The 14,377-nt window shown below is 71.0% G+C and carries 15 protein-coding genes and 2 tRNA genes; 13 read left to right on the forward strand and 4 right to left on the reverse strand.

Annotated features, from left to right (window positions below):
• The first annotated feature begins 89 nt into the window (after positions 1-89).
• Together AB0950_RS04015 and AB0950_RS04020 are read left to right on the forward strand one after the other, a co-directional pair.
• On the forward strand, positions 90-680 hold the full coding sequence (locus tag AB0950_RS04015) for a hypothetical protein (protein WP_366777747.1): 591 nt from the start codon (positions 90-92) through the stop codon (positions 678-680).
• An 89-nt stretch (positions 681-769) separates the two neighbouring features.
• On the forward strand, positions 770-1,840 hold the full coding sequence (locus tag AB0950_RS04020; RefSeq protein ID WP_360144511.1) for a hypothetical protein: 1,071 nt from the start codon (positions 770-772) through the stop codon (positions 1,838-1,840).
• Positions 1,841-1,966: 126 nt separating this feature from the next.
• On the opposite strand, the gene AB0950_RS04025 is transcribed toward AB0950_RS04020, so the two are convergent.
• Entirely contained in the window at positions 1,967-3,055 is a 1,089-nt protein-coding gene (locus tag AB0950_RS04025; RefSeq protein WP_360144508.1) for a M48 family metallopeptidase, read from the reverse strand.
• A 102-nt stretch (positions 3,056-3,157) separates the two neighbouring features.
• Here AB0950_RS04025 and AB0950_RS04030 point away from each other — a divergent pair, with 102 nt between their 5' ends.
• The 7 genes from AB0950_RS04030 (at position 3,158) to AB0950_RS04060 (ending at position 7,488) form a co-directional block, all read left to right on the forward strand.
• Positions 3,158-3,322: a hypothetical protein gene (locus AB0950_RS04030; protein WP_360144505.1), complete on the forward strand. Its 165-nt coding sequence runs from the start codon at positions 3,158-3,160 to the stop codon at positions 3,320-3,322.
• Between the two features lie 119 nt (positions 3,323-3,441).
• Complete coding sequence (locus AB0950_RS04035; protein ID WP_330340003.1) at positions 3,442-3,597, forward strand: hypothetical protein; 156 nt, start codon at positions 3,442-3,444, stop codon at positions 3,595-3,597.
• Positions 3,598-3,653: 56 nt separating this feature from the next.
• Positions 3,654-4,349: a nicotinate-nucleotide adenylyltransferase gene (nadD, locus tag AB0950_RS04040; protein ID WP_360144502.1), complete on the forward strand. Its 696-nt coding sequence runs from the start codon at positions 3,654-3,656 to the stop codon at positions 4,347-4,349.
• Between the two features lie 16 nt (positions 4,350-4,365).
• Positions 4,366-6,084 (forward strand): LytR C-terminal domain-containing protein, encoded by a 1,719-nt coding sequence (locus AB0950_RS04045; protein ID WP_366777748.1) that lies wholly within the window; start codon positions 4,366-4,368, stop codon positions 6,082-6,084.
• Positions 6,085-6,187: 103 nt separating this feature from the next.
• Positions 6,188-6,631, forward strand: a complete 444-nt coding sequence (rsfS, locus tag AB0950_RS04050; RefSeq protein WP_360144496.1) for a ribosome silencing factor — start codon at positions 6,188-6,190, stop codon at positions 6,629-6,631.
• The gene (locus AB0950_RS04055; protein WP_366777749.1) at positions 6,631-7,299 is read left to right on the forward strand and encodes a histidine phosphatase family protein; all 669 of its coding nucleotides are present in this window, start codon (positions 6,631-6,633) and stop codon (positions 7,297-7,299) included. Before rsfS ends, AB0950_RS04055 begins: the two co-directional genes overlap by 1 nt.
• A gap of 116 nt (positions 7,300-7,415) precedes the next feature.
• Positions 7,416-7,488, forward strand: a tRNA-Ala gene (locus tag AB0950_RS04060).
• A gap of 76 nt (positions 7,489-7,564) precedes the next feature.
• Here the strand turns inward: AB0950_RS04060 and AB0950_RS04065 are convergent.
• A complete protein-coding gene (locus AB0950_RS04065; RefSeq protein ID WP_366777750.1) occupies positions 7,565-8,581 on the reverse strand; it encodes a helix-turn-helix transcriptional regulator in 1,017 nt (338 codons plus the stop codon).
• A 305-nt stretch (positions 8,582-8,886) separates the two neighbouring features.
• On the opposite strand from AB0950_RS04065, the gene AB0950_RS04070 reads away from it, so the two are divergent.
• The 4 genes from AB0950_RS04070 (at position 8,887) to AB0950_RS04085 (ending at position 11,091) form a co-directional block, all read left to right on the forward strand.
• Positions 8,887-10,251, forward strand: coding sequence for an MFS transporter (locus AB0950_RS04070; RefSeq protein WP_366777922.1), 1,365 nt, complete (start codon positions 8,887-8,889; stop codon positions 10,249-10,251).
• Between the two features lie 69 nt (positions 10,252-10,320).
• A complete protein-coding gene (locus tag AB0950_RS04075; protein ID WP_330340009.1) occupies positions 10,321-10,494 on the forward strand; it encodes a hypothetical protein in 174 nt (57 codons plus the stop codon).
• A 3-nt stretch (positions 10,495-10,497) separates the two neighbouring features.
• Positions 10,498-10,731: a hypothetical protein gene (locus tag AB0950_RS04080; protein WP_006136074.1), complete on the forward strand. Its 234-nt coding sequence runs from the start codon at positions 10,498-10,500 to the stop codon at positions 10,729-10,731.
• Between the two features lie 287 nt (positions 10,732-11,018).
• Positions 11,019-11,091 (forward strand) — tRNA-Ala (locus AB0950_RS04085).
• 116 nt (positions 11,092-11,207) lie between these two features.
• Here the strand turns inward: AB0950_RS04085 and AB0950_RS04090 are convergent.
• Together AB0950_RS04090 and AB0950_RS04095 are read right to left on the reverse strand one after the other, a co-directional pair.
• Positions 11,208-12,818 (reverse strand): NADH-ubiquinone oxidoreductase-F iron-sulfur binding region domain-containing protein, encoded by a 1,611-nt coding sequence (locus AB0950_RS04090; protein WP_360144487.1) that lies wholly within the window; start codon positions 12,816-12,818, stop codon positions 11,208-11,210.
• Positions 12,815-14,092, reverse strand: a complete 1,278-nt coding sequence (locus tag AB0950_RS04095) for a cytochrome b/b6 domain-containing protein (RefSeq protein WP_366777751.1) — start codon at positions 14,090-14,092, stop codon at positions 12,815-12,817. Before AB0950_RS04095 ends, AB0950_RS04090 begins: the two co-directional genes overlap by 4 nt.
• Positions 14,093-14,377 lie beyond the last annotated feature (285 nt).

Raw genomic sequence — 14,377 nt, forward strand, 5'->3', positions numbered from 1 at the left:
CGGGCGTGCTCCCGGTACGGCCGGGAGCCGGGCCGCGCGGCTGGAAGGCGTCTCACCAGTCAGACGAATTTCCATACCGTCTGCCCAAATTGACCCCCCAGGTCTACTCTGGATGCGTGCCGGAGGACGTGGGGGGCACGCCGTTCCCTGACGGCTGGGAGCCCGACGACGACCACGACCACGGGGTGTCGGACGAAGAGTTCGCCTCCGTGGTCTTCGACGAGGCCTTCATACAGGCGGCCACGGTCCACGAGCCGACCGCCGTCGAACGCCTCCTTGCCGCCGCGCAGGCCAGAGCCGAGGCCTCCGAGGCGGAGGCCCGCCGCTCCCACGCCCGAGGCGAGCGCTACGACGACGCCTACGGCCCCGAGGGCACCGATTTCGGACAAGATCCGGACGACGAACTGGAGGACACCTACGTCCTCGGCGACCGCCACCTCGGCGGGTACGGCAAGCAGGTCCGCTGGCACCGCCCCGTGGCCTGGGTGCTGGCCGTCGTGATGGGCATCGGCATGGTCGCCCTCGCCTTCGCCGCCGTCTACCGCGGCGGCTCCGCCGGCACCCGCGACGGGGTCCCCACGCCCGCCCCCACCGGCCTGGAACAGGGCAGCGTCGCCGCGCCCTCCGTCTCCGCCGACACCTCCCAGCCGGCGGCCTCCGCCATCCCGAGAACGCCCTGAGCGGCCGCCCCCACTTTTGGTGAGCACCTGTCAGAACTTGTCCGTCAGCGGGGCGTTTACCCGAGCCTCACGCGACCTACTCTGAAAGTATGGGCGGGCCTGGAGACCCACCGGAGGGCGGCCCCGAGGGCAGCACCGGCGGCGCAGAGGACGAGTACCGATCCGTCGTGTTCGACGAGTCGTTCGTCCGCGCTGCCCGCCTACAGGAATACTCCGCCGAGGAGCGGATGGCCGACCACGCGCCCGCCGTACGGCGCCGCCCGCCCCTGCACCGCGGACTCACCCGCCAGGCCCTGATCCTCCTCGCGCTGATCGCCGTCGCCTTCGGCACCGCGATCTTCATGGGCGTCCGCCACCCCTACGGCTCCCCGGAGGCCCGGCGCCCCGTCGAGCCCCTGCGGATGACGGTGATCCCGCTCGCCCCGACGGGCAAGGTGCCCGGCACCGCCGACGCCGAGTACCTGTACGCGCACAGCCCCGCCGCCCAGTACGACGTCGGCGCCGAGGGGATATCCCTGCCGGCCACCCGCAGCACCGCCCACTTCTCCGACAGCCAGGTGGTCAGCGCCCTCACCACCGCCAAGGACTACATCGTCCGCTCCTCGCTCTACCCCGAGGTGCTCACCGGCCGTGACGTCCAGCCTGCCCGGTCCCTCCTCGACGCCGACCAGCTCGACCAGTTCGACCAGAGCTTCGACCACCCGTCGGCGGACGGCCGGCACGCCCCCACCGGCTGGCTGGTCCGCCTCGACCCCTCCCGCGCCCAGCTCGCCGACGACCGCATCCGCGTCCAGGGCGATCTGCAGGCCACCGAGGCCGACTCAGGCGCCCTGGAGGTCACCGCCGACCACACCTTCGTCTACGCCCTGCGCCCCACCGGCGCCGCCGCGAACGCGCCGGCCTCCCTGTTCACCGTCCGCCGCGAGCTGACCTTCCGCTTCACGCGCGAGGACCTGCGCACCCACCAGGTCCAGCTGGTCACGTCCTACGTCCAGGCAGGCCCCCTCGCCTGCGCCGAGGACTCCACGGCCTACTTCCGCCCCCTCCTGGCCGGCCAGACGGCCCGCACCGGCGGCCCCGCGGGCACCGACCCCTACGAGACGGACAGCCCTACGGCCCTGTGCGGCACGCTGTCCGCTGGGGCTGAGCCGAAGGTGTGACGCGGAGTCTCCGAGGGGGCCTGGGGGAGGGGGCCGGGGCGAGGGCGGGCGGTACCGGTGCCGGTGTTGCGGGGCAGTCGGCACCGGTGTGGCCGGGCGAGGGCAGTCGGTGTCGGTGTGGCGGGGTCAGCCCTCCTGCGGGGCGTCCGACGGGCCTGCCTTCGGAGGGGGCGAGCTGCGGAAGCCGTCGAAGCCTCGGCGGACCCGGCCGCCCAGGTCGCCCGCGCCGTCGGCGAGGTCCGTGACCAGCTTCATCAGCGGGTCCTTGGACGCCTTCACATCGCTCGCATAGCTCGCCGCCGACTCACGGAAGGAGTCGCTGACCGAGGTGTCCTTGTCCTGGTCGCGCCGCGGATAGTGGCCGTCCATGATCCGCTGGAAGTCCCGCGACTCGGCCCACTTCTTCAGCTCGGCCGCGCGGATCGTGGCGAAGGGATGCGACCGCGGCAGCACGTTCAGGATCTTCAGCACCGAGTCGCGCAGATCGCCCCCGGACTCGTACTCCTCGGCCTGCTCCAGGAACGCGTCCACGTTCATCTCGTGCAGATGGTTGCCGCCCGCGATCTTCATCAGGCCCCGCATCGAGGCCCGCAGGTCCTGGCCCACCAGCAGGCCCGCCCGGTCGGCGGACAGCTCCGACTTGCGGAACCACTCCCTGAGCGCCGTGATGATGGCCATGACCGCGAGGTTGCCCAGCGGGATCCAGGCGACCTTCAGCGCGAGGCTGGTCAGGAACAGCAGGATCGTGCGGTACACCGAGTGGCCGGACAGCGCGTGTCCCACCTCGTGCCCGACGACCGCCCGCATCTCCTCCTCGTCGAGCAGCTCCACGAGCCCCGTGGTGACCACGATGATCGGCTCGTCCAGGCCGATGCACATCGCGTTCGGCTGCGGGTCCTGGTTGACGTACATGGGCGGGACCTTCTCCAGGTCCAGGATGTAACAGGCGTCCAGCAGCATGTCGTGCAGATGCTGGAACTGCCGCTCGGAGACCCGCACCGAGTCGGACAGGAACAGAAGCCTCAGGCTCCGCTCGGGCAGCAGCCCGCTGAGCGCCTTGAAGACGGTGTCGAATCCGCTCAGCTTGCGCAGCGCCACCAGGGCCGAGCGGTCGGCCGGGTGCTCGTAGGCACGCGAGGAGATCCCGGGGAAGCGCCTGCGCTGCCTGCTCGGCACGCGCTCGTGCCCCGTCTGCTGCCGGCCGTCGTCGGACATGTCTTCCCCCAAGTGCGTGTGAGTGCCCACTGTGCCCCCGAGGCGGAGCCCAGCCTAGGCGGAGATACCGTGGACGGGCAGTACAGCCGAAGGAGTCCACTCATGGAGCACCACCCCGCAGCCGTCTGGCTGACCGAGGCCGCCGCGAGCGCCGTCAAGCAGCACGGGGCGGGGAATCTGCTCCGCATCGTCCTCGTCCTGATGATCCTGGGTTGTGTACTGACCGCCTGGTTCCTGCTGCGCGGCTACAAGCGGAAAGACGACTGACAGCTCGCGAAAGTTCCCCGCCCGGCCCAACGGCGGAGTCGGCGTGATCGCCGCCGGGCCGCCCGCATACGATGAGCCGACATCTTTATCCCGCCCACACGCGTTAGGTCCTGCCGAAGATGAGCCTTCCCAGCACCGCAGCCCACTTGGTCACCCTCGCCGAAGCCGAGGGCGGCCACCACAACAGCCTCAACCCGGCGGTCACCGGCGGCAGCGCCCTGGCCATCCTGCTGCTCCTGCTGTGGATCACCACGCGCTTCAACCGCGACCGCTGAGCGGGGACCCCGTCCCCGGCCGGACGTCACAAGCCGGGCCGGTAGGGTCTGCACGCATGGGAGAGCAGGACATGCCTACCGGTCCGGCGCACGAGGCCGCCGACGACACGGTGAAGCACCCGCAGTACCGGCTGCACCGGCCGGGCCACGGCCCCGCCCACACGGGCAAGCGGCGCCTGGGCGTCATGGGCGGAACGTTCGACCCGATCCACCACGGGCACCTGGTGGCCGCCAGCGAGGTCGCCGCGCAGTTCCAGCTGGACGAGGTGGTGTTCGTGCCCACCGGCCAGCCGTGGCAGAAGTCCCACCGCAAGGTCTCCCCGGCCGAGGACCGCTATCTGATGACGGTCATCGCGACCGCCGAGAACCCGCAGTTCTCCGTCAGCCGCATCGACATCGACCGCGGCGGCCCCACCTACACCGTGGACACCCTGCGCGACCTGCGCGCCCTCAACCCCGACACGGACCTGTTCTTCATCACCGGCGCCGACGCCCTCGCCCAACTGCTGACCTGGCGGGACAGCGAGGAGCTGTTCTCCCTCGCCCACTTCATCGGCGTCACCCGGCCCGGCCACCACCTGACCGACCCGGGCCTGCCGGAAGGCGGCGTCTCCCTCGTCGAGGTCCCGGCCCTCGCCATCTCCTCCACGGACTGCCGTGCGAGAGTCGCCAAGGGAGAACCCATCTGGTACATGGTGCCGGACGGAGTCGTGCGCTACATCGACAAGCGCGAGCTGTACCGCGGCGAGTGAGCCGAGAGGGGCACCGGTGAACGACCGATACGACGCGGGCGACGGAGGCTACGGCGCCGGTCCGTACGAGATCGTCGGCTACGACGAGTACGGCCGGCCCGTGTACCAGCAGGTCCCGGCACAGCCGGCACCGCAGGCCCAGCAGGCCACCTACGACCCGTACGCCCAGCAGCAGGGCTACGGCTACGACCCGTACGCCACCGGCCCGCAGCCGCAGGCGCCCTCCTACGACACCGGCAGGCCCGGCTACGACCCCTACGGCTCCCAGGCGCCGTACGACCCCTACGGCACCGGCGCCCAGCAGCCCGCCGGCTACGACCCCTACGGGCAGGCCGCGAGCAGCGGGCAGCAGCCCCGGGTCACCGAGCAGCCCGCCTACATCCCGCAGCAGGCCGGCCCGGCGGATGCCCCGACCTCCCCGGCGCACTCCGAGGAGCCCGGACAGGAGGACGAACGGGACTACCGCACCGAGCAGTTCGCGTTCGTCGAGGAGCCGGACGGCGACTCCGAGGACGTCATCGACTGGCTGAAGTTCACCGAGAACCGCACCGAGCGCCGCGAGGAGGCCCGCCGCCGCGCCCGCAGCCGGATCATCGCCCTCCTCGTCGTCCTCGCCCTGGTCGCCGTCGGCGGCGTCGGTTACCTCTGGTACGCCGGAAAGCTGCCCGGCCTGTCCTCCTCCGGTTCCAAGCCCGGCGCGGCCACCCCGGTCAGCGCCCAGAAACGCGACGTGATAGTCGTCCACCTGCACGTCACCGGCAAGGGCGGCACCTCCACGGCGCTGCTGGTCGACAACACCACCACCAAGCAGGGCAGCACCGTGCTGCTGCCCAACTCCCTCGCTCTGAGCGACGACGACGGCTCCACCACGACCCTCGCCAAGTCGGTGGACGACGACGGCTCCTCCGGCACCCGTGACCAGCTCGACACCGTCCTGGGCACCAACATCCAGGGCACCTGGCGTCTGGACACCCCCTACCTGCAGAACCTCGTCGACCTGGTCGGCAACATCGACATCGACACCAACACCGACGTGCCCGACCCGGACGCCAAGAAGAAGGGCGCCGAGCCGCTCGTCCACAAGGGCAGCGAGCAGACCCTCAGCGGCAAGATGGCCGTCGCCTACGCCACCTACCGCGCCCCCGGCGAGTCCCAGAACGCCCAGCTGGAGCGCTTCGGCCAGGTCATGCAGGGCGTGCTGCGCAAGATGTCCTCCGACCCGGCGTCGGCCACGACCACCGTGCAGACCCTCGCCCAGATCCTCGACCCGCCGCTCACCGACAAGGACCTCGGCACCTTCCTCGCCAAGCTCGCGGACCTCGCCAAGAGCGGCACTTACAAGACCGCCCTGCTGCCCGTGCAGCCCGACGGCACCCTGAGCGCGAAGACCAGCGACAGCGTGGTGAAGGACATCCTCGGCGGCACCGCCAAGAGCCCCGACGCCGGCTCCGCGGTCCGGGTCTCCGTACAGAACGCCACCGGTGTGAAGGACGACACGGAGAAGGCCCGCGTGGTCCTGCTCAACGGCGGCTTCACCTTCCTGGAAGGCGGCAGTGCCTCCGGCACCCAGGCCACCTCGAAGGTGGTCTACTCCGACGCCTCCCACAAGCCGGACGCCGCCGAGGTCGCCAAGACCCTCGGCCTGCCCGCCGGCTCCGTGGCCAAGGGAACCGTCTCCTCGGGCGCCGACGTCTCGGTCGTCCTCGGCCAGGACTACAAGCCCGCCGGTTCCTGACCGGGTCCCGCGCACGCCACGTGCCACCGTAATCACGTGGGGTGCGCCCGGCGGTCCGTGAGACCCTTGAGAAGTTCAGTGACCGCCGACCGAAAGCTACGCAGTGACCGCCACCGACCGTTCCCTTGAGCTCATCAACACCGCCGCCCAGGCGGCGGCCGACAAGCTCGCCCACGACGTCATCGCCTACGACGTCAGCGACGTCCTGTCGATCACGGACGCCTTCCTGCTGGCCTCGGCGCCGAACGACCGCCAGGTCAAGGCCATCGTCGACGAGATCGAGGAGCGCCTGCTGAAGGAACTCGGCGCCAAGCCGGTGCGGCGCGAGGGCGACCGCGACTCCCGCTGGATTTTGCTCGACTACGTCGACATCGTCGTCCACGTTCAGCACAGCGAGGAGCGCGTCTTCTACGCCCTGGAGCGGCTGTGGAAGGACTGCCCCGAGCTGGAGCTGCCCGCCGACGCCAAGGCCACCCGCGGCAAGGCGGAGGAGCACGCGAGGACGCAGGCCGCCGAGGCCGAGCAGGAGCCGGGCGGGGAGTGGTGATGAGCGCCACCGGCGAGGTGACCGACCGGAAGAACCGCGGCCGCCGCATCATCCTGTGGCGGCACGGCCAGACCGCCTGGAACGTGGAGCGCCGCTTCCAGGGCAGCACGGACGTGCCGCTCACCGAGACCGGCGTGGGCCAGGCCCGCCGCGCGGCCCGGCTGCTGGCCTCCCTGAGGCCGGACGCGATCGTCTCCTCGGATCTGCAGCGGGCGGCGGACACGGCCGCCGAGCTGGCCTCGCTCACCGGCCTCGACGTCACCCTCGAAGAGGGCCTGCGCGAGACCTACGCGGGCGTCTGGCAGGGGCTGACGCACGAGGAGATCATCGCCCGCCACGGCGAGGAGTACGCCGCCTGGAAGCGCGGTGAGGCGGTGCGCCGCGGCGGCGGCGAACTGGAGACCGAGGTCGCCGACCGCGCCGCGCCGGTCGTCCTGCGGCACGCCGAGAAGCTTCCGGAGGACGGCACCCTCGTCGTCGTCAGTCACGGCGGCACCATCCGCACCACCATCGGCCGGCTGCTCGGCCTGGAGGCCCGGCACTGGGAGAGCCTCGGCGGCCTGTCCAACTGCTGCTGGTCCGTGCTCGGTGAGGGGGCCCGCGGCTGGCGCCTGCTGGAGCACAACGCCGGCACCCTCCCGGAGCCCGTCCTCGGCGACGACGACTGAGCCGGGGACACCCCCGGGACACCGGATTTCACTTTCTGGCAGGTCACAGGCTAAAGTTCTTCTTGTTCGCCCCGCCGAGCGGGAGCGGAACACCATGCGGCTCGGCTGCGTGGCAAGGGGCTATAGCTCAGTTGGTAGAGCGCCTGCATGGCATGCAGGAGGTCAGGAGTTCAATTCTCCTTAGCTCCACTGATCGACACTCTGTTGAGTTATCAAGGATCGGTGATGAAGGTCCCGTCCCCGTCAGGGGCGGGATTTTCTGCGTTCAGCCGCGGACGAGGTCTTCCGCCTCCTCGCCCTCGTGCTCCGGCGGCCACAGCCGTATCCGCCGCGCCCGCAGCAGCCCGACCTTCTCGCGCGTCTCCTCGTCCTCGGGGGTGTAGACGACGATCCGGCACTCGGGCATGCCGTCGATGGACAGTGACTGCGAGGTCATCCGCAGCTCACCCACCGCCTCGTGCCGGAAGGTCTTCACCCGGGGCCCCGGAAGCACCACCTGACCGCTCGCCCACAGCTCCGCGAACCAGGGGCTCGCCGCGGACAGCGCGCGTATGTAGTCCTCCCAGGCCGGCTCGCCCACGTGTCTGCCGTATGCCGACCGCAGCGTCGCCACCATCAGCGGCAGCTCCCGCTCCCGCCCCACCACGGGGCAGGCGTCCTCCGACACCGTGAACAGCGTCCACAGCACGTTCGGCAGACCGAGCCTGAGGGTCTGCGGCACCGCGAACAGGTCCCGGTAGGCGGCGTTGGTGGCCAGGACGTCGTAGCGCGCGTTGTAGACCACCGCGAGCAGGGGGTCCAGGGTGTCGATGATGCCCTGCACCTCCGGGGCGACCCGCCGCGGCAGGGCGTCCGGCGCCGCCTCGAACGGCACCTCCGCCAGCCGGTACAGATGCTCGCGCTCCGGAGCGTCCAGCCGCAGGGTGCGGGCCACCGCGTCCAGCACCTGCGGTGAGGCGTTGATCGGCCGGCCCTGCTCCAGCCAGGTGTACCAGGTCACGCCCACACCGGACAGCTGGGCGACCTCCTCCCGCCGCAACCCGGGCGTGCGCCGGCGCAGGCCCGGCGGCATTCCCACGTCGGCGGGTGTCACCCGCGCCCGCCTGCTGCGCAGGAAGGCGGCCAGCTCGTGCCGTCGCCGCTGCGTGCTCGCCGGTCGCGCCGCCTTCGCCGCCCGTGCCGTATCGGCAGCGTCCGTCGTCCACTTCTCCCGTGCGGCGCGCGCCGTGTTCGGCGCGCTTGCCGTGCTCGCACTGCTCGCCGTGTTCGTCGTCATCGTCATCGTCGATCCCCCGTTCGTCCCCCGTCGTCCCCGTCTTCATGGTCGGCACCCGGATCCGGCTCTGCCAGGTGCTGGCAGTACCAGCATCGCCGGGCTCTCGGCACCGGTACCGGACCGTCGTCAGGCTCGACGCCATGACGACGACATCCCGAACCGGGCCGGATACCGGGCCCGTTGCGAACCCTGCGACCAGTGAAGCATCCGCCACTGACAGTGACCTCCCGGCCGGTCGCGGTCCGGAATCCTCCATCACCCACAGTGAAGCACCCGCCACTGACAACCGGTCCCGGCTGCTGCTCGCGGTCCTGCTCGCCGCCCTGTTCATGGCGGCCCTCGACGTGTTCATCGTGAACGTCGCGGCGCCCACCATCGGTTCCGAACTCCACGCCTCCGGCGCCGACCTGCAACTTGTCATCGCCGGTTACACCATCTCGTACTCCGTGCTGCTGATCACCGGCGCGCGGCTCGGCGACCGGCTCGGGCACGGCCGGGTCCATCTCACCGGCGTCGCCCTGTTCACGACCGCCTCGCTGGCCTGCGGCCTGGCGCAGGGGGCGACCGAGCTGATCGTCTTCCGGCTGGTGCAGGGCGCCGGCGCCGCACTGGCCATCCCGCAGGTGCTCAGCCTGATCCAGCGCACCTTCACCGGCGAGGCCCGGGCCCGGGCGCTCGGCGCCTATTCGGCGGTCCTGGCGGTCGGCGCGGTGGCCGGGCAGATCGTGGGCGGCGTGCTGGTCAGCGCCGATCTGTTCGGCACCGGCTGGCGGCCGGTGTTCCTGGTCAACGTGCCGGTGGGCGCGCTGCTGCTCGTACTGGGCCGCCGGGTCCTGCCGCTGGGCGGCGCGAGCCGGAGCGAGCGGGCGCGTGCGCTGGACCTGTCCGGACTGGTGCTGCTGGGCGCGGCCGTGTCGCTGCTGACCGTGCCGCTGGTGCTCGGGCAGGAGGAGGACTGGCCGCTGTGGTCCTGGCTGTCGCTGGCCGGAGCGGCGGTGCTGTTCGCGCTGTTCTGCGGGTACGAGACCCGGCTGGCCCGGCACGGCGGCGCCCCGTTGATCGCGCCGCGGGTGCTGCGCCACCCCGGGATCGGCCTGGCCGTGTTCCGCGTCCTCACCGTGATGTCGGTCAATGCGGGCTTCCTCTTCGCGCTCACCCTCCATGTCCAGGGTGGCCTCGGCTACAGCGCGCTGCGGGCGGGCCTGAGCTTCGGCCCGACCGCCGCGGTCTTCGCCGCCGTCAGCCTGACCTGGCGGAGGTGGCCCGCCGGGCTCCAGCGGGCGCTGACGGCGGCCGGGTTCGCGCTGACCGCGGTGTCCGTGGCCGTCGTGGGGCTGGCCTTCCACGGGGGCGGCGACGGGGGAGTGCTGCTGTACGCCGGATACACGGGCCTGGGCGCCGGGCTCGCGCTCGCCTTCAGCCCGACGCTCACCGGAGCGCTCGCCACTGTGCGGCCCGAGGACGCGGCGGACGCCAGCGGCCTGCTGGCGACGGTGACCCAGCTCGGTCAGCTGATCGGCGTGGCGTCTTTCGGCACACTGTTCCTGAACCGGCTTGAGTCAGTCGCGGTTCTGCGCTCGTATACCTCTGCGGAGGCGTTCTCGGTGTGTGCCTGGGCGCTGGCCGCGGCGGCAGCGGCGGGTGCCGTGTCCGGACTGGTACTGAGGCGTCGCTGACCGTATTGCTCCGGCCGTGGCAGAATCAAACGGCCGGAAGGGGGCGCGGCCCGACGGGAGGGAGTAGTGATGCCTGCGAGCATCCTTGAGGAGGTCGGCCACCTCCTCGGTGCGGCGTTGATACAGGACACGACCACCCGGCTGAGCTGCCCTTCCTGCGGTTCCGCGCACGTCGCCCAGGTCCTCGGCGACAACGGCGGAATCTCCTACGTGTGCACGGCCTGCGGCCACAGCTGGAGCTGATCGATGGGTGCACACAGGCGAAAGTGCGACTGGTGTGGGAGCGGTACGCCGATCGTCCGTGACATGGAGCCGATCAATCCCGACTACCAGTACTGGTGCGAGGAATGCGCGCGGGCGCTGATCATAAAAGGCGACCCGATCGAGACGTACCGGGAATTGGAGGGTGAGCCGATCTACGGCCGCCTTCTCGAGGAACACTGCACTCTCAAGCGCTTCTACTCCTTCGTCACGGCTTGACGCCGCTCGCTGCCGACTGCCGCGCCGAGCGACGACAGGGCAATTCCAGGGCGCCCCGATGGACTTCGGGGCGCCCTCTAGCGTGCCGCACTCCCAGGGGGCGCGCCACAGGCCGGCGCACCGACCCCCACCAGGTGGCATCCACACGCGCGTAGCCGACGAGTTCACGCCGCAAACCGGACATTTATGCCTGTATCGCGGCGGGGTCGAAACCGATTTGGCGCTGCGCCGCAGGGCCTGTAATGTTTACGTCGTCGCCGGGGGAACCGGGCGAAACAAGAGAACAAGGGGCTATAGCTCAGTTGGTAGAGCGCTTGCATGGCATGCAAGAGGTCAGGAGTTCAATTCTCCTTAGCTCCACAGAAATCGAAGGCGGATCATCCTCACGGATGGTCCGCCTTCGGCGTGTTGCGCAGGACGCAATCGAACGAAGGGGGCGGGGCGCCCGAGCCGGGCACCCCGCCCCCTTCGTGTGCTCAGCGGCCTAGCGCGCGCCGGCCCCGGCCCTGCGAGACGACCGGAAGGTTGCGGGACGGCGCCTGTCCGCGGGTGTCCTCCTCGATGCGCAGGGCGAGCGCAGGGCAGCGGCGCACCGCCCGCAGCGCCTTCGCCTCCGCGTAACGCGGCACCTGCGCCTGGGCGACCGTCGGAAAACCGTCGGCGCCGAGCTCGAACACCTCCGGCAGGATGTCGGCGCACAGCCCGTGGCCCCGGCACAGCGTCCAGTCGACGTAGATCCTCTGGCGGCTGGCGCCGGTCTCCTCGGGCTCTCCGCCGCCCGGGATGCCCGTAGGGGCCCTGCCGCCCTCGAAGAGCGGCAAAACGCCCTCCACGGGCCGTCCGCAGCCGTTTCCGAGGACATGCGCGGCCAGGTCGTCGGTGAACGCCTTGATGGTCGACTCCAGGAACATCGCCGAGCCGTCCGGATGCGAACACGCGCCGCGGCGCTTGACGTTCTTCGCGACCTGCTTCAGCGCCTCCAGAGCGGCCGGACCGCCGCCGTTGAGGATGTCCTCCATGCCGCGCGCCGCGGCCGGCAGCCCGAGGTAGCAGGGGCCGCACTGGCCGGCGCTCTCCTCGGCCAGCCACTGCGCCACCCGCAGCGACTCGCCCAGCGGGCAGGTCTCCTGGGTGATCGGCAGGATCGCGCCCGCGCCCAGCGAACCGCCCACCGCGTCCAGCGAGTTGCGGGAGACGATCGCCTCGTTGACGGTCGCCGCGTCGATCCACTTGCCGTGATAGCCGCCGGTCAGCACGCCCTGCGGCACCGGCGGGGCGCCCGCCAGCTGCAGCACGTAGCGCAGCGGCACCCCCGTGGGGACCTCGAGCACCATTGGGCGGGCCACCGCACCGGACACCGTGAGCATCACGGTGCCCGGCTCGTCGTACAGGCCGGTGTTGCCGTAGCGCTCGGGGCCGATGCGGGCGGCGATGGCCAGCTGCGCGAACGTCTCCGCGTTGGACAGCAGCGTGGGCGCGCCGCCGACGCCGCTCTGCGAGGCGCTGATCTTGCGGCCGGGCGGGATCGCCGGGCCGCCGTCGATCGAGCGGACCAGCGAGGCCGCCGCGCCGGTGACCATGCGCACCGGATTGCGCTGCACCCACGCGCGTAGCGCCGATCTACGGCTGTTGCTCAGCCCGCGTTCGGCGAGCGCGGCCTCCATGGAGCGCTGCGTCGATTCGCGTGTGACACCGATCACCAGCGTCCGCGCGCCGAGCGCCTCGGCGCACAGCAGCGCGCCGTCCAGGATCAGATGCGGGGCGCGGTTGATCAGCACCGTGTCCTTGCGGCAGGCCGGTTCGTCCTCGCTGCCGTTGACCACGACGACCGGCCGCACTCCGCGCTTGATCGCCGACTCGGCGACCGAGCGCAGCTTCTTGTGGAACGGGAAGCCCGCGCCGCCGCGGCCCTTGAGGTTGATGTTCTCGGCGAGCTGCGCCAGCTGCTCGCCGCCCAGCGGGTCGAGCGGCCCGTGCACCTTCAGGTGCATGGGCAGGTCGAGTCGCTCCACAAGGTCGAAGCCCGACGTGAGTTGCGGAAGACCGACCACGCGGACTTCGGGGACGTCGGGCAGGGCCTCGTTCACTTAAAGCCTCCGGACGGCGTGTTCCAGGATTCGCCCGAGCCCGGTGTGTCGAAGGACGCACCAGGCAGCGTTTCGGTCGCGGGACCGCTGTTGTACGGGTCACTGGCGTTGTACGCGCCATAGAGGCCGTTTGTCTCACCGGTGTCGTACATGTCACTGCCGCCGTATCCGGCAGTGCCTGGATTGCCGTAGACGGGGATGGTCTGTCCGGTGTCCTGGAGCGGGTCGTAGGCGGACGGCGGAGCCTCGCCGACCGGGGGCGGGGACGGGATCGGCCAGCTCCCCGAGGTGCTGGACTGGCCGTCCACGCGCGGGACGGCCTCCGTGGCCTGCAGGTCCATCGGCAGGTCCATGCGGGCGGTCTGGCCGGCCGCGTACGACTGCCGGGAGCGGCCGGGCGTGGAGACGGCGCGGTAGGCCGCCGCGAAGCCCGACGCCGGTTCCGCGGCGGGGGCGACGGGGGACTGGTACAGCGGCGCGGACGGGGCGGATGCTGCCCAGGGCTCACGCCGGCCCCCGAAGCCCGCCGGCGCCGGCTCGGCCACCCTGGAGCGGCTCGCGTCCAGGTCGTCGAGCCCCGGCCGCTCGGAGCTGCCGAACAGCGCCACCAGCCGGTCGGCGACCTTGCGCCTGACCGGGCGCGGAGCGGCGCGCAGGGCGAGGGCGGCCATCACGGCCAGCAGCGACAGGCTGTAGAGGATCACGAAGACCGGCTTGGCCGAGCGCCCCGCGTACAGGCCGTGGATCAGCGCCGCGCACCAGGCGGGGTAGGCGAGCATGTGCATGGCGCGCCAGCGGGCGGCTACGGGGGCCGGGGCGGCGAAGTTGCTGCGCAGGGCTCCGGTGATGCCCACGAAGATCATCAGCAGGCCCGCCAGCGAGCCCAGGCCGATCAGGCCGCCGATTCCGGTGACGCCGAGCGAGAAGGGGATGATCGCGGCGATCAGCTGGGTGTGGCCCATCGCGATCTTCGTGGTGATGTGCAGCAGCAGGAACGCGATCGAGGCGACCGCGGTGGTCCGGTGCACCGCCTGGCCGACGATCCGCTGCCGGGTGTTCAGGAAGATCCGGTCCTGTGCGAACAGTCCCCAGATCACCGAGCAGCTGAGCGAGACCAGGGACAACACGCCCGCGCCGAAGTTCAGGAAGTCGCGGAACTGGTTGCCTCCGACCAGCACGACCACGGGTATGAGCAGCAGAACGACAGCGGACGCCACCCCATAGGCCGAGCGGCCCGGTTTGGGGAGGGAGCTGGTACTACGACGAGGGTTCATGGGGGCAACTCCGAGCAGTTTCGGGAAAGCGGTCCCGCTGCCGAACTCTAAGTGGCTGCATACCGATCAGTACGGGGGTTTGCGTTATTGCGTTGTTATCAACGGACAAGATGGCTGGAGCGATGTCCCTCAGTGGACGGTACGCGAAGTAGTCGTTGACCTTGATTCAGCTCCCCCGTGGGTCCTGGCATGTCCACAAGGGATACGGAAGCGCGACCCGGCTTGCTCAAGGCCGTCGCCGCTCGCTCAGGGCCTGCGGTACCCTAACGCCATGCGTGCCGTACG

The sequence above is a fragment of the Streptomyces sp. NPDC007189 genome (assembly GCF_040703635.1).
In the GTDB taxonomy this organism is placed as follows: Bacteria; Actinomycetota; Actinomycetes; order Streptomycetales; family Streptomycetaceae; genus Streptomyces.